General features: G+C 44.9%; 12 protein-coding genes and 1 pseudogene. 7 read left to right on the top strand and 6 right to left on the bottom strand.

Features of this window, described 5'->3' with window-relative positions:
• The coding region (locus QUA10_RS15550) for an ATP-binding protein (protein ID WP_333083379.1) at positions 1-2,178 on the top strand (2,178 nt) is incomplete at its 5' end.
• Positions 2,179-2,342: 164 nt separating this feature from the next.
• Positions 2,343-7,718 (top strand): AAA family ATPase, encoded by a 5,376-nt coding sequence (locus QUA10_RS15545; RefSeq protein WP_333083380.1) that lies wholly within the window; start codon positions 2,343-2,345, stop codon positions 7,716-7,718.
• Between the two features lie 86 nt (positions 7,719-7,804).
• Here QUA10_RS15545 and QUA10_RS15540 read toward each other — a convergent pair whose 3' ends face one another.
• The gene (locus QUA10_RS15540) at positions 7,805-10,027 is read right to left on the bottom strand and encodes a PAS domain S-box protein (protein WP_333083381.1); all 2,223 of its coding nucleotides are present in this window, start codon (positions 10,025-10,027) and stop codon (positions 7,805-7,807) included.
• A gap of 421 nt (positions 10,028-10,448) precedes the next feature.
• Positions 10,449-11,927, bottom strand: a complete 1,479-nt coding sequence (locus tag QUA10_RS15535) for a leucyl aminopeptidase (protein ID WP_333083383.1) — start codon at positions 11,925-11,927, stop codon at positions 10,449-10,451.
• Positions 11,928-12,265: 338 nt separating this feature from the next.
• Here QUA10_RS15535 and QUA10_RS15530 point away from each other — a divergent pair, with 338 nt between their 5' ends.
• Positions 12,266-14,467 (top strand): transglycosylase SLT domain-containing protein, encoded by a 2,202-nt coding sequence (locus QUA10_RS15530; protein ID WP_333083384.1) that lies wholly within the window; start codon positions 12,266-12,268, stop codon positions 14,465-14,467.
• Between the two features lie 238 nt (positions 14,468-14,705).
• Here QUA10_RS15530 and QUA10_RS15525 read toward each other — a convergent pair whose 3' ends face one another.
• A complete protein-coding gene (locus QUA10_RS15525; protein ID WP_333083386.1) occupies positions 14,706-15,203 on the bottom strand; it encodes a pentapeptide repeat-containing protein in 498 nt (165 codons plus the stop codon).
• 109 nt (positions 15,204-15,312) lie between these two features.
• Between QUA10_RS15525 and QUA10_RS15520 the strand changes: the two genes are divergently transcribed.
• Positions 15,313-15,681: a phage holin family protein gene (locus tag QUA10_RS15520; RefSeq protein ID WP_333083388.1), complete on the top strand. Its 369-nt coding sequence runs from the start codon at positions 15,313-15,315 to the stop codon at positions 15,679-15,681.
• A gap of 4 nt (positions 15,682-15,685) precedes the next feature.
• Here QUA10_RS15520 and QUA10_RS15515 read toward each other — a convergent pair whose 3' ends face one another.
• The gene (locus QUA10_RS15515; RefSeq protein WP_333083389.1) at positions 15,686-16,483 is read right to left on the bottom strand and encodes a cobalamin biosynthesis protein; all 798 of its coding nucleotides are present in this window, start codon (positions 16,481-16,483) and stop codon (positions 15,686-15,688) included.
• Positions 16,484-16,603: 120 nt separating this feature from the next.
• On the opposite strand from QUA10_RS15515, the gene QUA10_RS15510 reads away from it, so the two are divergent.
• Positions 16,604-16,966: a hypothetical protein gene (locus tag QUA10_RS15510; protein WP_333083390.1), complete on the top strand. Its 363-nt coding sequence runs from the start codon at positions 16,604-16,606 to the stop codon at positions 16,964-16,966.
• A gap of 50 nt (positions 16,967-17,016) precedes the next feature.
• Here QUA10_RS15510 and QUA10_RS15505 read toward each other — a convergent pair.
• A pseudogene (locus QUA10_RS15505) lies at positions 17,017-17,259 on the bottom strand (TetR/AcrR family transcriptional regulator); the annotation flags it as partial.
• A 75-nt stretch (positions 17,260-17,334) separates the two neighbouring features.
• Here QUA10_RS15505 and QUA10_RS15500 point away from each other — a divergent pair.
• Positions 17,335-17,697, top strand: a complete 363-nt coding sequence (locus QUA10_RS15500) for a hypothetical protein (protein WP_333083391.1) — start codon at positions 17,335-17,337, stop codon at positions 17,695-17,697.
• 84 nt (positions 17,698-17,781) lie between these two features.
• On the opposite strand, the gene QUA10_RS15495 is transcribed toward QUA10_RS15500, so the two are convergent.
• Positions 17,782-18,399, bottom strand: a complete 618-nt coding sequence (locus QUA10_RS15495) for a TetR/AcrR family transcriptional regulator (RefSeq protein WP_333083393.1) — start codon at positions 18,397-18,399, stop codon at positions 17,782-17,784.
• A 282-nt stretch (positions 18,400-18,681) separates the two neighbouring features.
• On the opposite strand from QUA10_RS15495, the gene QUA10_RS15490 reads away from it, so the two are divergent.
• The gene (locus tag QUA10_RS15490) at positions 18,682-20,277 is read left to right on the top strand and encodes a pitrilysin family protein (protein WP_333083394.1); all 1,596 of its coding nucleotides are present in this window, start codon (positions 18,682-18,684) and stop codon (positions 20,275-20,277) included.
• The last annotated feature ends 12 nt before the right edge of the window (positions 20,278-20,289 follow it).

The raw sequence follows: 20,289 nt of genomic DNA, 5'->3' as shown, positions 1-20,289 counted from the left end.
TTGGCTCAGGTGAAGCAATATTCTGCTCGGACTTATTTGCATATGGAGTGGCAGATGTTGCAGAACTTGAGGGAAGTAATGAATCAACCGGATTGCTTAATCGGCGAAGCCTATGATGAAACGGTAATGATTCCTAAGCACTATCAGGATCAGGAATTCAGTGCGATCGCCCTTGTCTACGTCTACAAACTACTGCTTGCGTATTCCTTTGGTAATTATCCGGCTGCTCTAAACTACATTAGCTCAGCCAAAGAGTGTGTGATGGCATTATCAGGATTGGTTCATGTTCCCATTTTCCATTTCTATGCAGCCCTTACGCATCTGGCGCTCTTCCCCACACATCCTGAAATTGAGCAAGCTGACATTCTCACCTCTGTGAAAATCCATCAAACGACTCTTCACCAATGGGCGCAAAATGCTCCCATGAATCATCTGCATAAATGGTATTTGGTTGAAGCAGAACGGCAGCGGGTTTTGGGAAATAAAGCAGATGCACTGGACATGTACGATCGCGCCATCTCCCTCGCTAAAGAAAATCTATTCCTGAACGAAGAAGCCCTCGCCAACGAACTCGCAGCCAAATTCTACCTAGAATGGGGCAAAGAAAAAGTAGCTCAAGCCTACATGATTGAAGCATATTATTGTTATGCCCGCTGGGGAGCTAAAGCCAAAATAGACGATTTGGAAAAACGTTATCCTCGCCTACTCGGTATTATCCTTCAGCAAGCTCAATCTTTTAGTTCCTTTAAGGAAACGATCGCTAGGGGAACAATTACTTATAATACCAACTCTTCTAGCAGCAACTCTGAATTTCTAGATGTGCCTACTCTGATCCAAGCCTCTCAAGCCATTTCTGGAGAGATTGAACTAGATCAACTCCTGACTACTCTTTTAAAAATAGCGCTCGCCAATGCTGGCGCCACTAAGTGTGTATTATTGCTCAAACAAAAACAGTATTTACAGGTAGCGGCTCTTGTAGCAGAGGGACAGGAACCTAAGCTATTACCATCAATGCCTCTAGAATCTAGTCAGGATGTAGCAATTAGTTTGGTTAACGCGGTCAAGCGTAGTTTGAAACCTTTGGTAATAGTTGATGCTAGGGTAAGTTCCCAGGTTGCGAGCGATCGCTATATTGAACAGCACCAGCCGATCAGTGTTCTTTGTATGCCCATTCTTAATCAAGGGCAGTTGATAGGAGTTTTCTACCTGGAAAATAACCTGACGGTTGGGGCATTTACGAGCGATCGCATTGAAGTGCTAAATTTGCTGGCTTCTCAAGCTGCTATTTCCTTAGAAAATGCCCGTTTGTATCAAGAATCTCAACAAGCATTTACCGATCTCAAACAAGCACAAATAAAAATAGTTCAAAGCGAAAAGATGTCAGCATTGGGAAACTTAGTAGCTGGGGTCGCTCACGAAATTAATAATCCAGTGGGTTTTCTGGTTGGTAATATTCAACCCGCCTTAGATTATATCAAAGATTTGTTTGGATTGCTCGATTTGTATGAACAAAAATATCCGCAACTCGATCCAGAAATTCAAGAAGAAATCGAGAACATCGATCTTGACTACATCCGGGAAGATTTACCGAAATTAATAGGTTCGATGCGGGAAGGCGTGAAGCGGATTCGGGATATTAGTACCAGTCTACGGACATTCTCCCGTGCCGATACTAACTATCCCGTACCTTGCAATATCCACGATGGCATCGATAGCACCATTATGATTCTGAAACATCGCCTCAAGGCTAACGATACTCGTCCAGAAATCAAAGTGATTAGGGAATATGGGAATTTGCCACCCGTGGAGTGTTATGCCGGACAGTTGAATCAAGTATTTATGAATTTGTTAGGTAATGCGATCGATGCTTTGGAGGAATCAAATCAAGGACGACCTTATGCAGAAATCGCTAATGAAATTACCATTAAAACCGACATTTTTCGGGACAACAAACAAGCGAGAATTTGGATCAAAGATAACGGTGTGGGTATGAGTGAAGCTGTGCAAGAGAAGATGTTTGATGAGTTATTTACTACCAAGGAAGTAGGGAAAGGCACGGGATTGGGTTTGGCTATCGCACGGCAGATTGTGGTTGAGAAACACGGCGGTACAATCGAGGTAAATTCTGTATTGAGAGCAGGGACGGAGTTTACAATTTTATTGCCGATGAAAGGATAAGACTATTATCTTGATAGAGCGCCATCTTTCTCTTTAAAAGTGAAAAAGAATAAAAGCGGTAGAGTCTGTCGCTTCGGGATTTCGCAGTTTTATTTTCCTCAGACTAGACCAATAAAAGTGTATAATTAGTTACAATAGTCAATGTCTGAGATGGGGTAATCCAGATGAGTGCAGCAGTGGATTTGACGAAGCGAGTTTCAGGATATCATCTGGTTGAGCAATTATACTGTGGTTCCAGAACCCTAGTTTATCGAGCCATTCGAGAAACAGATCAGCTTCCGGTTGTCATTAAACTATTAAATCGAGACTATCCCAGCTTCAGCGAACTGCTGCAATTCCGCAACCAGTACACCATCGCCAAAAACCTACGTCTGCCGGGAGTCGTTGAACCCTACAATTTGGACTCCTATCGCCACAGCTATGCCCTAGTAATGGAGGATTTTGGGGGCATTTCTCTGCGAGACTACGCCCAAGAGGCATCGCTGAGTCTAGCAGAAATATTGGAAATTGCCATTCAAATAACTGACATCCTTGACGGACTGTACCGAAACCGAGTCATCCACAAAGATATTAAGCCAGCTAACGTCCTCATACATCCGAAAACTAAACAAATTAAACTAATTGACTTTAGCATCGCCTCCCTACTGCCGAGAGAAACTCAAGAAATTCAAAATCCCAACGTTTTAGAAGGAACCCTCGCCTATATTTCTCCCGAACAAACTGGACGAATGAACCGAGGCATCGACTACCGCACCGACTTTTATTCTCTGGGAGCCACATTTTACGAACTCCTGACAGGGAAACTGCCATTTGAATGTGACGACCCCATGGAGTTGGTTCACTGCCATATTGCCAAACAACCTCCTTCAATAAACAGCAAAGAAATCCCGCAGGTGGTTTCGGATATTGTCATGAAGCTGATGGCAAAAAATGCCGAAAAACGCTATCAAAGTGCCTTGGGATTGAAGCATGACTTAGAACGGTGTTTGCAGCAGTGCCAAGAAACTGGAAAGATTGAAACTTTTGAGTTAGGAACGCGGGATGTATGCGATCGCTTCCTGATTCCCGAAAAACTCTATGGTCGAGAACGAGAAATACAGCAACTTTTAGCAGCCTTTGAACGAGTATCACAAGGGAACAGCGAAATGATGCTCGTTGCAGGCTTTTCCGGCATCGGAAAAACCGTTGTGGTCAATGAAGTTCACAAACCCATTGTCCGAAAGCATGGCTATTTCAGTAAAGGTAAATTTGACCAGTTCAATCGCAATATTCCCTTTTCGGCATTTGTGCAAGCATTTCGCGATTTAATGACACAATTGCTCAGTGAAAGCGATCTTCAAATCCAAGCATGGAAAACCAAAATTTTAGCAGCCCTTGGTGACAACGGACAAGTCATTATTGAAGTCATTCCTGAACTAGAACGGATTATCGGAGAACAACCCCCAGCCCCAGAATTATCAGGGATAGCTGCTCAAAATCTGTTCAATTTACTATTCCAAAAATTTATCTCTGTCTTTACCACAAAAGAGCATCCCTTAGTGATGTTTCTGGATGACTTACAATGGGCTGATTCGGCATCTTTAAAGTTGATGCAGTTGCTCATAGGTGAATCCCAATCCAGTCACCTGCTATTAATTGGAGCCTATCGAGACAATGAAGTTTCCGCTGCCCATCCCTTGATGTTGACTTTAGATGAAGTCACTAAAACAGGGGCAACTGTCAATACCATCACACTTGCACCTCTGGCTCGAACCAGCTTGAATCAATTAGTAGCAGATACGCTGACTTGTTCTCCTAAGTTAGCAGAACCGCTGACGGAATTGGTGTATCAGAAGACCAAAGGAAACCCATTTTTTGCGACGCAGTTTCTCAAGGCATTGCATCAAGATGGTTTGATTATTTTTGATGTAAAATCAGGATATTGGCAGTGTGATATTAGCAAGATTACAGAAGCAGCACTGACGGATGATGTAGTTGAATTCATGGCGCAGCAGTTACAGAAATTGCCCGTTGAAACTCAGTCAGTTTTAAAATTAGCTGCTTGCATTGGCAATCAGTTCGATCTGACAACATTAGCAATTGTTTCGCAAATATCTGAGACTGAAACGGCAACGGCTTTATGGAAAACTTTACAGGAAGGTTTTGTTTTACCTCAGAGTGAGATTTATAAATTTTATGTAGGGGAAGAAGACAATATCGATCGAGCTACTTCTCAAACAGTTTCCTATCGCTTCTTGCACGATCGCGTCCAGCAAGCCGCTTATTCTTTGATTCCGGAAGAAGAACGCGCGATCGCCCATTATCAAATCGGGCAATTGCTCCTGCAACAAATTTCAGCCGAAGCCAGAGAAGAACGCATTTTTGAATTAGTCAATCAGTTGAACTACGGAACCATAATGGTTGTAGAACAACAGGAAAGGGAGGAACTCGCCCAACTCAACCTCACTGCTTGCCGCAAAGCGAGATCGGCAACTGCCTATCAAGCCGCCCGCGAATATGCCACAGTGGGCCTGAAACTGCTAGGAACAGAGGCTTGGCAACGGCAGTACGAAATGACCCTATCTTTGTACGACTTGGCTGCCGAGGTGGCTTTTTTGGCAGGCGATTTTGAGCAGATGCACCAGTGGATTGAAGCGGTGATTCATCATGCGAAAACACCTTTAGAACAGGTGCAAGTTTACCAAGTAAAAATCCAGGCATTGGTAGCCCACAATAAATTTGTCGAGGCGATCGCGATCGGTCAATCAGTCTTCCAAATGTTAGGCGTCAACCTACCAAATGAACCAACCCTAGACGATATTCGGCAGTTGAAACAGGAAATTGATGCCCTAATTGAGGGTCGCTCAATTGAGACATTCATTCATCTGCCGAACATGACTGATGCCCAGCAGTTAGCAATTATGCAAAATGCGGCTCGTCTTACACCCGTCTGTTACATGACAGGCTCAAAGCTCTATTTCCTAATAGTTGCTTTACAGGTCAAATTATCAATTCAATTTGGAAATAGTCCTGTTTCGCCCTATTGCTACGCTGGTTACGCCTTCCAACTGAGAATTCTGTGGGGAGACATGACAAAGGTGCCTCAGTTTGGGCAATTAGGATACCAACTCGCCTCAGAGCCAGATGCCAAAAATATTCGAGCCGCAACAGCCCTGTTAATGGGGGGATATGTTGGTCATTGGACGACCCATCTACAAGAATCGCTGCCCATTCTTCTCGATGGCTATCAAGCTGGATTGGAAACCGGCAATCTAGAATTTATGGGCTACGACGCCCAGTTGTACTGCTTTAATGCTTATTGGTGCGGTCAACCGCTAAGTGAACTCGAACCCCAAATTCGCGCCTATTACCAACAGTTGTGCGACCTCCACCAAGTCACAGCAGCAAACTGTGTTTTGGCTTACTGGCAAGCTGCTCTCATTCTGCTGGGTGAGTCAGAGAACGAGATTCCTTTACGCCAAGATTCATACGAAGAAAAAATCCTGGATGAGGCCAAAGTCGATTTTTACCGACTATCCTTCTTTTATCTGTATCGATTCACATTAAATTACTGGCTCCAAGACTTTGCCCAAGCGGAACACGATGGGGCTCAAACCCGACAGTATTTGGCCGGAGGGATGGGAAGTGTCGTTGAACCGATCTTATATTTCTATGATTCTCTGACCGTGCTGGCTACTCCTGGTGAATCGAAAACTGAGTCGGAGCCTCGATGGCAGCGAATGCTAGAAAATCAAGAAAAGTTAAAAGAATGGGCGCATTATGCTCCCATGAATTACTTACACAAGTACCATTTAGTTGAAGCCCAAAAGCATCAACTCCTCAATTGCAAAACAGAAGCTCTAGAATTTTACGATCTAGCAATTCAAGGAGCCAAAGAAAACGGTTATATCCAAGAGGAAGGATTAGCCAACGAACTCGCAGCAAAATTCTACTGGGAATGGGGCAAAGAAAAAGTCGCCGCCAGCTATATGCAGGAAGCATATTACTGTTATGCGCGTTGGGGTGCACTAGCCAAAGTTGAAGACTTAGAACAACGCTATCCCCAATTACTTCATCCCATCCTGAATCAGCCCAAACTTCGCTTTAATCCCCTAGAGACGCTAGCAACGATGAGCCCGTCTTCGCACACTTCCACCAGCAGCAGCACGAGTATTTCCGATGCCCTTGATTTCGCATCTATTGTGCAAGCTGCTCAAGCTTTATCCAGTAAAATTCAGCTTGATGAATTACTCGACACCCTCAATCAAATTATTTTGAAAACTTCTGGGGCAGAAACGTGTGCTTTGCTACTCCCCCATCAGGATGAATGGCAAATCCGAGCAATAACTCACATCAATCCAGATAACGAGTTACCCACAACCTTACTGCAAACCCAACCTATAGATGGCTCGGCGGTGATTCCGCTCAAGCTGGTTTATTATGTCAAACACACCCTGGAAACTGTGGTTATTGAAGGTGGCAAGACCGATATTCCGGGTTTAATGAATGACTGTACGCTCCAGTATCACTCTCAGAGTATGCTATGTACTCCAATTGTCGATCGCGGGAACTTAGTTGCGATACTTTATCTCGAACATCGATCGACAAAAGGAGTGTTTACTCGCGATCGGCTCCTCGTCCTCAACTTCCTCTGCACTCAGGCTGCCATTTCCTTAGAAAATGCGCGACTGTATCAGCAAGCGCAGGACTATGCCCACCAGGTTGAACAATCTCAACTGCAATTAGTACAGAGCGAAAAAATGTCGGCTTTGGGCAATTTAGTAGCCGGGGTAGCCCATGAAATTAATAATCCAGTCGGTTTTATTTCTGGGAATATCCATGAAGCGATCGCCGCTGTCAAAGATCTGACCAAATACCTGCAAGTCTACCAAGAAAAATTTCCCCATCCTGGGGATGAAATCGAGCAAATAGCAGAAGAACTTGATATTGAATATCTCGTAGAAGATTTACCAAAAATGTTGAATTCGATGCAAATCGGGTGCGATCGCATCCAAGGTATCAGCACCAGTCTTCGTACCTTCTCCAGAGCAGACAAAGACTACAAAGTTCCTTTCAATATTCATGACGGAATTAACAGTACAATTTTGATTCTCAAACACAGATTGAAAGCGAACGAACAGCGTCCAGCGATTGAAGTTGTGAAAGAGTATGGCAACTTGCCATCAGTTGATTGCTTCCCCGGACAATTAAATCAGGTGTTTATGAATATATTGGCGAATGCGATTGATGCAGTGGAAGAATCAAATCGCGAAGCTGGTTTAGAGAAGATTAAAGCCCCAGGTAATTGCATCACGATTCGGACAGAAATGAAGTCTTCTGAGTGGGTGACGATTCGCATTTATGACAACGGGCCAGGGATATCCGATGACATAAAAGGTCATATTTTTGACCACTTATTTACAACCAAAGGTGTGGGGAAAGGTACCGGGTTGGGTTTGGCGATCGCACGGCAAATTGTAGTTGAGAAACACTCTGGTATGCTAGAAGTAAACTCAACTTTAGGTCGAGGTACAGAATTTACGATTTCACTGCCATGTTGATTATTACCTTGGTAATTTATAGCCAATTTTTGGATTTTTTTTGAAAATGGATTTTTCTTTACAGCCCACTTGACAATCGCACTAATTCATAAAGGAATTTCGATCGCAAATTCCGTACCTTCTCCTACGGTGGAACGGCAGCTCAAGGCTCCGGCGTGTTTTTCCGCCACAATTCGGTAACTGATGGCTAACCCTAAACCAGTGCCTTTTCCCATCGGTTTTGTCGTAAAAAACGGGTCAAATAATCGGCTCCGCACGTCTTCTGTCATGCCGATCGCATTATCGGCAATGCGGATACAAATACTATTTTCGTTCAAGGCTTCTGTGCGAATGCTAATAGTTGGTTTCCAATCGTCGCCGACCGCCGCAGCTCGCCTTTTTTGGTTGCAAGCATCTTCCAAGGCGTCAATACTGTTGCTAAGCAGATTCATAAATACCTGATTGAGCTGACCTGCATAACATTCTATTAAAGGGAGTTGACCGTAATCTTTGATTATTTTTATTTCGGGATAGTCGCCTCTGGCTCGGAGTTTGTTGTGCAATATTAAGAGGGTATTATCTATCCCTTCGTGAAGGTTAGTAGGTTTTTTTACCGAGTCGTCTAAACGCGAGAAGTTTCGCAAACTCAGAACTATTTCGCGAATGCGATCTGCTCCCATTTTCATCGAAGATAATATTTTTAGCAAATCTTCTGTCAAAAACTCTAAATCGATATTGTCAATACATTGTTGAATTTCTACCGCTGGCTGAGGATAGTGTTTTTTGTAAAGTTCCACAAGCTGCAACAAGTCTCTGATATATTGGCTAGCATAGGAAATATTGCCGTAGATAAAACTGACCGGGTTATTAATTTCGTGAGCTACTCCAGCTACCATTTGACCGAGACTGGACATTTTTTCGGTATGAATTAGGTGAGCTTGAGTTTCTCGGAGTTCTTTGAGAGCGATTTCTAGCTGCTGGGCTCTGTTGTTGGCGATCGCCTCGGAGAGTCGCAAAGCATCCTCCGCTGCTTTACGCTCTGTCATATCAAAAATCGCACCGTTGAGGGATAAAACTTCACCGTCTGCGTTGAAAAGGGCTTGACCTTTCTCTGCAACCCACCGCACATTTCCGTCGCAGTGCATCAGACGATATTCGATGATATAAGGTTGTTTTGTTTTAATAGCCCGATCGATAATTGTCTCGATATGCTGCACGTCATCGGGATGAACTATACTCGGAAAAGCCTGCACCGGTTTTTGCATAAAGTTAGCTGCGGGATAGCCGGAAATAGCTTCTATGCCACTGCTGATAAAAGTTAGGCTCGATCGCCCAGCAGCACTGCATCGGTAAACCGCACCGGGAATGCTAGAAACTAATGACCTAAATTCTTCTTCCCTTTCTCGCAAAGCTGCCTCAATCCGCTTACGCTCGCTAATGTCACGAGCAAACGCGCACTGATATTCTTTGCCGTTAAATTCCAAATGATCGATCGTAATTTCTACCGGAAAAATGCGACCGTACTTAGTGACGTGGTGAACTTCAATATTAACCGAACCGCAGCGTTTTAAGACTTTCCAGTGCAAACTCCAAGCAGTTTGGGGAAAATCTGGATTGATGTCGTGTACGGTCATCGAAAGCAATTCTGCTGCAGAATAGCCCAATGAAGTGCAAGCAGAGTCGTTGACGTACAAAAATTTACCGTCCGACCCGATCCAGAATACCGCATCTGCCGATCGGTCGATCGCAAACTGAGTCAGTTGCAACTTTTCCTCAACTCGGTGGCGATCGGCAATTTCTTTTTCTAATTGTTCGTTAAGCGAATTGATATCTAAAGCGCGATCGACAATAGTATCGGAAGGGGAAAAATTGAGTGATGGTTTTGCCAATTCTCCTTTGTGGATATCATGCTGGTGATGGTTTTTTTCTACCTGTTTTAACGGCAGTTGTTGAAGATTTTCTTTGTGATTTAAACCAGAATCTGCAAGTGCTTTCGGCATGAGGGCGAGAGCGACTGCGGCTAAAAGCAAAGAAATCAAAGCACTTGCAGCTTTGAGAGTTACCGACAGCCAATATATGGAATGCCAAAGCGTCCAAACTTCCGTCAATTTAGCAGCGCCCCAGGCAAAAAAAACAACGGCAAACAGCCGGAAAATCTTGCGGTGAGGAACTTGGCGGGAAAAATAAACTAAAGAGAGGGCGATCGAGCAATAAGCCAGTGCCGTCAGGGAGTCAAAAACAGCGTACAGTCGCAACTCCGGTACCGCGTTGCAGCCGAGTGTGGAAGATACAGCAAGTGTTGAAAAAAAAATTGTTAATTGTTCTTGCATAAAGTTCAAGAAAAAAATTATCTGTACCAATGCAAATCAGATCAAATCTAATTATTTGATTTTGGCTAGTGAAATATTTACATAATTATATACTTTTTTCATTTTTTATGAAACAGCTATTTTGTAAAGGAATGTCAAAACTGTCTCGGTTAGGCTTTGGGAGCGAAGGTTTCCCGAAGTATGAGCCATGCCGAGCGTCACGGCTCGCAACGCTTACAACGCTTACGTTGCTCCCTGTGACGGAATAGATAGGTTCACCTACTGATTGCTTCAGAAACATTTAAATTGTTAATGATCACTATTAAATTTTCTTTTAGATTACTTAAGCAGTGAGCCAGAGGTTTTTAACCCCTGGCTCACAGATGGACTAGCAGACTTTTAAGGCAGAGAAAATCTCAATTTTTGCGCTGGGAATCCACAATTAAGCGCCGCCGAGCGCCCAATGCACCAAAGTCCGAACTCCAAAACCGGTAGCGCCAGGGCCATTGTAGCCATTTTCTTTGTCAGTCCAAACCGGGCCGGCAATATCTAAATGCGCCCATGCAGTATCCTTGACAAACTGCTTCAAAAATAGCGCCGCCGTAATCGAACCGCCGGGACGTGGGCCTGTGTTTTTCATGTCAGCGTGCAATGCTTTCAAGCCCTCAAAATATTTTTCTTCCATCGGCATTCGCCAAAATTTTTCGCCTGCCAATTCTGAGGCCGCGACTATTTCGGCGGCGACGCTATCTTGAGGACTCCACAAACCCGCGATATCGTCGCCTAAAGCAATTACGCAGGCCCCGGTTAGAGTTGCTAAATCGACAATCGCGTCAACTCCCAATTTATCAGCAAATACCAAAGCATCAGCGAGGGTTAAACGACCTTCAGCGTCGGTATTATTGACTTCAATTGTTTTGCCGTTGGAAGCTGTAAGGATGTCTCCAGGGCGCATAGCGCGGCCGCTGATCATGTTTTCAGTGACGGCGCTGATAAAGTGAACTTCAACATCGGGTTTGATGTGTCCGATCGCCTTGGCCGCTCCCAAAGTAGCCGCAGCGCCGCCCATATCTACTTTCATCATTTCAATGCCGCTGCCGGCACCTTTGATGTTCAAACCGCCAGAATCAAAGGTCAATCCTTTGCCGACAATTGCTATTTTGCGGCGCGGTGTGCCTTCGGGTTTGTAAGTTAAATGGATGAATTTTGGTGGTAAATCAGATGCTAGGGCTACGCCGAGAAAGGCTCCCATGCCTAGTTTTTCACAGTCTTCCCGCTCTAATATTTCTAATTCTAAACCGCATTCGGCAGCTAGACTTTGAGCAGTTTCTGCCATGGTAATCGGGGTGACAAAATTTGCCGGCGCTGCGACTAATTCGCGTGCTAAAATGACTCCGGCAGTGATTTGGCGGGCGCGGGCGATCGCACTTTCGGTACCGGCAAAACCGAGCAAATGAATTTGTTCGAGTTGCGGGCTTTTGTCTTCCTGTTCCGATTTGAAACGGTTGTCTTGATTTAGGGAGAGTTCTACACCTTCGACGATCGCGCTTGCTGTAACATCCGGCGTGTTTTTCCACACCGGAAAGCTAATTCCGAGGGTTTTGCATTTCTCTTTTTTGGCTAACTTGGCGCAAACGCCTGCTGCTTGCCGCACGGTGTCTAATTTTAAATCCTCTGTTTTGCCCAAACCGACGATCGCAATTTTGCGAATGGGATTATTGCCGCCGACGCGGGTGATGGCGCTCGTACCCACTTTGCCCTTAAAATCTACTTCCAGTAGCAGCTCTTTCAAAGTGCCTGCAAGCTTTTCATCTAATTGTGCCAGCTCGCCCGTGAGTTCCAGGGCGTCCTCAAATAGACCAATTGCCAGGGCGTCTCCCGTCCAAACAGAGCGGGGCGTATCGGTGACTAGAAATTCCATGTTTTGATTTACACTTTAGATTTTAGATTTTTGATTGTACTTTGTAGTGGGTGGTTTGGGGTTTTTCATTGGTGCGGGGAAATAGATCGATCGCACAAATTTTCCGCTCCACATCAAAATAAATTCTGCTACTATATCAGCCAAGTCCGCCTGCGATCGGATCTTCCACCAATCTCAATCATCTGTTTGGGGGTCGGCTGTCCGTTTTTGCCCCACTCTTAAAATTTATTTCTCGTTAAACAGGCATCCTGCCTGTGATGGCGTGGAACACCCATCCTGCCTGTGATAGCTCTTGACAAACGATCGGTTCTTTATATCTTATTCTCTTAAATTTTCCCATGCTAAAACGACGCCGGACCCGATTTTCTGTTTTAATCAGCGTTTCAGTTTGCGTTATTGCGATCGGCTCTTTGGTTGCTGCGATGAAATGGATGGGTTTTGGCTCGGTCCAGAAGGCCGAGCAGCCGCTCAATGCAGCGAATTCCGAATCGCAAGTCAAGATGCTGGTATCGCTATCACCGATCGAGCGATCGGCGAAATTAGTTGAACTCGCAACCAGTCAGTCTGCAAGTACGAACCCGCAGCAGGAAATCTCCCCTCAAAGCCGCGCCCGCTATCTGCTTGCCAGCGATTTAATCCAGCAAGGAAATGCGGCCAAAGCATTAAAGTTATTGGATAAATTAGAGCAAGAATATCCGGTTTTAGCTGCTCACATTGCCCTAAAAAGGGCGCAAGCTTACCAATTGACCGGCGACAAAGGCAAAACTAAAAAAGCTTGGGAGGAACTGCTCAAAAACTATCCGAGCGACCCGGTAGCAGCGGAAGCTTTATATGTTTTAGGCAAGTCAAAACCGGACTATTGGCAACAGGCAATTAATGAATTTCCGGGTCATCCCCGCAGCGTAGAAATTGCCCTCCGCAAGTTAAAAGAAAATCCCAATCAGCCGAAGTTGATGCTGCTCGTAGCAAAACACGGTCATTATGTCAAAGATTACGGGACAATTTTGGAACAACTGGTGCAGCGAAACAGCGCCGGTTTGAAACCGGAAGATTGGGAAGAAATTGCCTTTGGCTATTGGGAAAAACAAGATTACGGTAAAGGAGCTATTGCTTACGGGAAAGCTCCCCGCAACGCCAAAAATCTTTACCGCAAAGCTCGCGGTTTGTGGCTCGACGGAAAAATCCCGGAATCGAGAATTGCCTATCAAGAATTAGTGCGCGAGTTTCCTGATGCCGAAGATACTGGTTTGGGTTTAATTCGGCTGTCGCGGCTGAGCGAACCGAAAGAAGCGATCGTTTTGCTCGATCGAGTTATTAGCAAATTCCCCAATTATGCCCCCGAAGCTTTGTTAGATAAATCGCAACTTCTCGACAAAGCACGCAGTGGTCAATCCGCCTCAGATACCCGTAAGTTTCTCTTGACAAAATACAATAATTCTGATAAAGCAGGGGAATTGCGGTGGACGATCGCCCAACAGTTTGCCAAAGGCGGAGATTTAAAATCAGCTTGGCAGTGGGCGAGAGAATTAACCACCCACAATCCCGACAGCGAACAAGCTCCAGAAGCAGCATTTTGGGTCGGGAAATGGGCACAGCAACTCGGTCGGCAACAAGACGCCAAGACTGCATTTGAGTACACTATATTACGCTATCCAGAATCATATTTTGCGTGGCGATCGGCTGTACTTCTCGGCTGGCCCGTCGGCGACTTTACCACAGTCCGAGATTTGTCTCCCAATGTAGTGCGGCCCCCTCAGCGCCCCGAACCAACTGCGGGTTCTCCTGCGTTGAAAGAACTCTATCAATTAGGTCAAGATAAAGATGCTTGGACGCTGTGGCAAATAGAATTTATCGACCGCGTAGAACCAAGTATTGCCGAACAGTTTACCGACGGTTTAATGCGAGTTGCAGTTGGAGACAATTTAGACGGTTTGTGGATGGTTGGGAGTTTGAGGCAGCGCGATAAACCAGATGATAGAACCCAATACCTCGAACTCAGACAGCAACCGATTTATTGGCAAGCACTTTATCCTTTTCCCTACTTAGAAACCATTGTCAAATGGTCGCAAGAACGCCAACTAAATTCAGTATTAGTAACAGCATTAATTCGGCAGGAATCGCGGTTTATGCCCGCTATCAAATCATCAGTTGGCGCCACCGGTTTAATGCAAGTAATGCCGGAAACAGCAGCTTGGGTTGCTGGACAAATCAGCCTCAAAAAGTATTCATTGGAGAATGTGGACGATAACGTTAAACTCGGTACGTGGTATTTGGATCACACTCACGACGAGTACAAGAATAACTCGATGTTAGCTGTGGCGAGTTACAATGCCGGGCCAACTGCAGTAGCAGATTGGTTGAAGAGGTTTAATTTTAGTGACCCGGATGCTTTTGCGGAAAAGATTCCGTTTCCTGAAACGAAAGGATACGTGAAATCGGTGTTTGAGAATTACTGGAATTATCTGCGGATTTACAATCCAGAAGTTAATCAGTTAATGACTGAGCATTATGCGGCTGCTCAGAAAAAAGCAAAGCCTTAGTAAATTTGGTTTGTAGTAAGGACTTTAGTCCTAATTTCCAAGGTTTGTAGTAAGAACTAAAGTCTTCATATTTTTAGTGAGCACCAAAGTCCTCACTACAAACATCTTGATTGCGGTAATTGACCGGACATGATATCAGCAAGCGCCAAGAGGGTTACGACATTCTCTATCGCTGAAACCTTGCTATTATTCCCTCTTCCTTTTTCCTTCTTCCTTCTTCCTTCTTGCTTCTGCTATATCAGCGGCATCCCAAGGAATCACGAGTAGAAATCCCTGTTTGAGAATTAATACCGCTGGCTTTTGTGCACAATTCTTTAACTTGTGAGCCGTCCATAATTGCGTCGGTAAAGTCAGCCCCAGTGATATCAACTCCGTCAAAAGTAGAACGCAGCAAAATTGTTTCCGCTAAAATTGCATCACTTAAATCGGCATTAGTAAATTTAACTTGATCAATCATTGCATTAGTTAAATTGGCGCCGTGCAAATTCGCCTGAGTCATCACCGAAGCGCTCATAATTGCTCCCCGCAAATCGGCATTAGAAAAATTAGTCAAGTCCATATTAGCGTTAGAAAACTCAGCGGCCCGCAGCATTTGACCGGAAAAATCGCGTCTTGTCAGTTCGGCGTTGCTAAAGGACAACGGCGGAGCGTAATATTTAGATTGAGCTTGGGCTGGCTGCGGCAGGATGAAGATAGTTAGCGCCAAGAGCAATGCTGCTAGTTGCCGGAGTTTCATAAATCTGATATTCTCGCAAGGTGGATATTTCGTAGTGTATCCCGAACTTTGGTCGATCGACTAAACAGGTACAATCTTAATTAATAGTGATGGAGATGGAAAAAAAGATATGCTAAGTTTTTTCTTAACTTGGATAGTAGCAGCGGTGTCGCTGATCATTACCGCTAACATTGTACCAGGTATTTCGGTGGTTAGCTTTCCGGCTGCGATGGTGGCTGCTGTTGTTATCGGCTTGGTGAACGCGGTTGTCAGACCGATTCTTACATTGCTGACGCTGCCTTTGACCATTATTACTTTAGGTTTGTTTTTATTCGTTGTGAATGCAATTTCGCTTTCCCTGGCTTCGTGGTTGGCGGGTGCGTTCAATATCGGCTTTGCGGTTAACGGTTTTTGGCCGGCTTTGTTTGGTTCGATTGTTTTGTCATTCGTTTCTGGGTTGATTGGTCGATTTGTGAATGCCAATACTTTATCTCAGTAATACATTATCCCAGATACTCGATCGGGGAAACTGCAACCGCTACTGTTACCGCAGAACCCGCCCTAACCCCTCCTTGTGAAAGGGGGGGATTTTTGTTGCGAAATATTTGTTTAGGGACTAAAAGCCTTTCACGGGCGGGTAGGATACCCACCCCACAAGCAGATTCACTCTTTGTGGAACAGGCATCTTGCCTGTTGTTGAGAATGGTACAAGATATCAGTTCGATCGCACAAAGTGCCGCAGCTTCTGCTACACTAGGCGTCCCGACTTGTTTGACTACAATATTTGAAGGATTGGGGACTTCTACGGAACCTAAAATGTCAGCAGCAAAGGTTTTTAACGGCCAATTTCGCTCTTGACAAAGTTCCAGCAAGCCGACTTCACCTGCTTTAGTGTCTATTGTAGCAATACCTGCGATCGAACTTTCCGCTAAATGATAAGCACGGCATACTTGTTTAATCGCAGTTTCGATTAATTCTCGCCCTGTTCCGCGTTCGCAACCTACCCCTATCCACAACACTCTTGGATGCCACTGAACCTTTGGCAAAGCAGATTCCGGCGAAAATCTTCTCTGGGTGAAACTAATCCAAATTCGGGCTTTGATAGTTGATAGATTTTCCCCCTCCCAATACAAAGAATGTTTTTCGGGCAGGCTGTTGTGCCACAAAGTAGAACCAACTTCTTGAATTACTTCGACAGTTTCCCCTCTAGCAAGAGCCGCCGCCACTCCAGTCCAGTCACCTTCGCCCCGGCTCCAACCGCTGGGAATGTCTAGCATATCTAAAGTAAATTCATCGCTCATTCTTCAGTTATCTATTCTGTAGTTTCACTGCGACCGCAATCTAAAAATAAACTTAACACTCTGTTGAGTGAAAATTTTGGTATAATTGTAGCACAAACTACAAAAAACCCAACATTTAAGATGGTAGAACTAAATCAGTTACTGTTAGAGTTTGAAAGCAACCTCAAATGGGAAGGAGTGACAAAAGAATGGATAGAGCGGCGGGAAAGTTGGGTAAGCGATGTGGCAGCATCAGTTAACCTGACATATCTAGCAGAATTGCTAGTTGAATTGGAATCTAACTTGCAGTGGGAATCGGTAGATATTCAGTGGCAAGAGCGTCGGGACCGTTGGGTACAAGAATGTCTGGCAGCATCGATTGTTCAAGAAGTATCAAGTTTATTGCTGGAACTTGAAACCAATACCAATTGGAAAGCGGTGACAGATGAATGGCAGCAGAATCGCGAGAAATGGGTACAGGAAATGCACAAGTTTAACGAGTAGTTTCGAGGGTTAAGAGCCTGCAAATATGCGTTTCCAGGCTCTAAAATTTCCTAGTGACTAATCACTAATTCTTGATATTTCAGCAAAACCCCATTCAGAAAAATATCTGCGAGTCCTTCAGCCATTTCCTGCATTTGCGGCCGAGAAGCATTCGGCTTCATAATCGTATTTTGACTGAAGGGCGCGACTGCAGACATTCCCAAAAATACCTGAGCGACAATCTTCGGATTCATCTTTAGATAAACTTGTTTTTCCATAGCAGTTTTCCAAAAAACCTTAGCCACATCGCTCATTATAAAAAACCAACAGTCTAAATGAATAAAATTTGTACAATCCTAGCACAAACTGCAAACAAGACCAAATTTAATATGGTAGAACTAAACCAATTACTGTTAGAGTTTCAATCCCACCTAAACAGGGACGCAGTGACGGAAGAATGGAAAGAACGTCGCAACTGTTGGATGAGCGAGGTTTTAGCAGCAAATGACGAAAAACACCTCGCCAAATTGCTAGTTGAATTAGAATCAAATTTTCAGCGAGAAGCAGTACAAAGTCTCTGGAAAATGATCCGTGAAAGTTGGGTAGAAGAATGTCATATAGCATCGACGCTAGAAGAAGTATCAAGTCTATTGCTGGAACTTGAAAGCAATACAACTTGGGAAGTAGTGACGGATGAATGGCAGGATTATCGGGAGAAGTGGGTGCAAAAGATGTACGAGTTTATAGAGTAAGTGGGTAGTAGTGACTACTTATTGGTTATTGGTTATTGATTATAATCACCAATAAGTAACAACCAATAAATAACCGATAACTAATTATTCATCTTTTAGCAAAACCCCATTCAGAAAAATATCTGCGAGTCCTTCAGCCATTTCCTGCATTTCTTGCGGAGAAGCATTCGGCTCCATAATCGTATTTTGACTGAAACCCGCGACTGCAAACATTCCCAAAAATACCTGAGCGACAATCTTCGGATTCATCTTTCGATAAACTCCTTTTTCCATCGCCGTTTCAAAAAAAGCCTCAGCCACATCGCTCATTTTTCCGATGACTTCCAACTGAATTCTGTCGCGCAAATCCGGGTGAAATTGCGCCTCCAAAAAACACACCCGCATCATGTCGCTATTCTCGCGGATATTCAGCATCCGCCGCCGCATCACCTGAGCCACTGCTTTGTAACTGCCCATCTCGCTCAATTCAGTCAGCAAATCCGTCAGCAACTCCACCCATCCTTCCGTCGCCACCTCAATCAAAATCGCTTTTTTATTATCAAAATGCCGAAATAGCGTACCCTCGGCTACCCCCGCCGCCGCTGCTAAATCACGAGTTGTCGTGCCGTCGTATCCGCTGCGGGCAAACAACCGCTGAGCTGCTTGTAAAATTCGCTTCTTAGTTTCTGTTTCAGAAGGAGGAGACTGATTAAAAATTCGCATGGCTTTGCAATCGGTAATTGGCAACTTGGAACTACGGGTTCGGGACTAAATGGCTAAATAATGTTAAGTTTTAAGTTGTGCGCGGCTTTTATCCCAAACTTAAAACTCCTCGCCGGGCTCCAGACCCTTTTTGAGATTTGCTGTATCAGCCTAACATCTGCAGCGCAACAGATCGCTTATGCCCCCAAAAATCTTTATCCTTAGAAAAGAATGCCTGGCCACCGAGCACAAACATTTTTTTGTTTGACAATCCAAAATCTAAAATCTAAAATCTACAATCGAATGACCCCGCAGTTCCAAAAACCCCGTGAAGCGAAGCTATCCCGTAGGGAATCGCCCGTGAGCAAAACTCGATTCATTGCCTCCCTGCTGGCCGCTGTACTGCTGTGGTGGGGACTTTCTCCCGAAATCGCCCTCGCCCGCCCCAACCCCGCTAGCGGCTCCCAAGCAGTCTCTGTTCAGCCATCACTCGATCGAGTAATCAGCCAAGTCAGCGAATTTAAGCTCGACAACGGCATGAAATTTATCGTACTCGAAAGGCCCAGAGCGCCCGTAGCATCGTTTCTGATTCACGCCGATGTCGGCGGCGCAAACGAACCCGACGGCCAAACAGGGGTCGCTCACTATCTCGAACATTTAGCCTTCAAAGGCACGCCAAAAATCGGCACTACCGACTACCAAGCCGAAAAGCCGCTGCTAGAAAAACAAGACCAACTCTTCGAGCAAATGCAAGCAGCCAAGGCCAGCGGCAAAACTGAAGAAGTCGCCCAATTAAAAGCAGAATTTGACAAAGTTGAAGCCGAAGCTTCGCAATTTGTCAAGCGCAATGAACTCGGGAAAATAGTGGAACAAGCAGGCGGAGTCGGACTAAATGCCGCTACTTCCACCGACGCCACAATGTATTTTTACAGCCTTCCAGCTAATAAGTTAGAAATGTGGATGTCGCTGGAATCTGAGCGATTTCTAGAACCAGTATTTCGGGAATTTTACAAGGAAAAACAGGTAATTTTAGAAGAGCGCAGGCTGCGAACCGAGAATTCTCCGATCGGACAAATGGTTGAAGCTTTTGCCAACAAAGCTTTCTCTGTTCATCCCTACCGCCGCCCGGTAATTGGCTACAGTGAAGACATTAAAAACCTCACCCGCAGCAACGTGCAGAAGTTTTTCGAGACTCACTACGTCCCCAGCAAGCTGACTGTTGCGGTGGTAGGAGACGTGAAAGCTTCGGAGGTGAAGCGACTAGCTCAAATTTATTTCGGCCGTTACAAGGCCTCACCAGCGCCTCCAGAATTGCAGATTGTCGAACCTCCCCAAACGCAAACGAAGGAAGTCACGCTGAAATTAAAAACTCAACCTTGGTATTTGGAAGGGTATCACAAACCGGCGATGAATCATCCCGACAATGCCATTTATGAAATGATTGGTTCTTTGCTCAGCGATGGCCGCACTTCTCGGCTTTACAAATCTTTGGTAGAAGAGCAGCAATTGGCGCTGGCTGCTCAAGGTTTCAGCGGTTATCCGGGGGAAAAGTATCCTAATTTGATGTTATTTTACGCTCAAACTGCTCCGGGCCGCACGGTTGATGAAGTAGCTGCAGCTTTGAGCAAGGAAATCGATCGCCTGAAAACTGAGCCGGTTTCTGCTTTGGAATTGGAGCGAGTGAAAACTCAGGCGAGAGCCGATTTATTGCGATCGCTCAATTCTAATATGGGCATGGCATTTGCGCTGGTGGACTATCAAGTGAAAACTGGTTCGTGGCGAAATTTGTTCAAGGAATTGGATGCGATCGCCGCTGTTACTCCCGCTGACATTCAGCGTGTCGCTCAGGCAACTTTCCGCCCGGAAAATCGCACGATTGGAAAGCTTTTGCCGCTGTAAAGAAGTCAGTTG

This window comes from Microcoleus sp. Pol8_D6, assembly GCF_036700965.1.
GTDB lineage: Bacteria > Cyanobacteriota > Cyanobacteriia > Cyanobacteriales > Microcoleaceae > Microcoleus.
Note: the sequence above shows the minus strand (reverse complement) of the source record. Positions and strands in the feature narration are given on the sequence as shown.

Coding starts and splice junctions, on each gene's coding strand:
- QUA10_RS15490 (WP_333083394.1), top strand. CDS start 18,682: ATGACCCCGCAGTTCCAAAAACCCCGTGAAGCGAAGCTATCCCGTAGG.
- QUA10_RS15525 (WP_333083386.1), bottom strand. CDS start 15,203: ATGAAACTCCGGCAACTAGCAGCATTGCTCTTGGCGCTAACTATCTTC.
- QUA10_RS15520 (WP_333083388.1), top strand. CDS start 15,313: ATGCTAAGTTTTTTCTTAACTTGGATAGTAGCAGCGGTGTCGCTGATC.
- QUA10_RS15515 (WP_333083389.1), bottom strand. CDS start 16,483: ATGAGCGATGAATTTACTTTAGATATGCTAGACATTCCCAGCGGTTGG.
- QUA10_RS15540 (WP_333083381.1), bottom strand. CDS start 10,027: ATGCAAGAACAATTAACAATTTTTTTTTCAACACTTGCTGTATCTTCC.
- QUA10_RS15530 (WP_333083384.1), top strand. CDS start 12,266: ATGCTAAAACGACGCCGGACCCGATTTTCTGTTTTAATCAGCGTTTCA.
- QUA10_RS15510 (WP_333083390.1), top strand. CDS start 16,604: ATGGTAGAACTAAATCAGTTACTGTTAGAGTTTGAAAGCAACCTCAAA.
- QUA10_RS15500 (WP_333083391.1), top strand. CDS start 17,335: ATGGTAGAACTAAACCAATTACTGTTAGAGTTTCAATCCCACCTAAAC.
- QUA10_RS15545 (WP_333083380.1), top strand. CDS start 2,343: ATGAGTGCAGCAGTGGATTTGACGAAGCGAGTTTCAGGATATCATCTG.
- QUA10_RS15535 (WP_333083383.1), bottom strand. CDS start 11,927: ATGGAATTTCTAGTCACCGATACGCCCCGCTCTGTTTGGACGGGAGAC.
- QUA10_RS15495 (WP_333083393.1), bottom strand. CDS start 18,399: ATGCGAATTTTTAATCAGTCTCCTCCTTCTGAAACAGAAACTAAGAAG.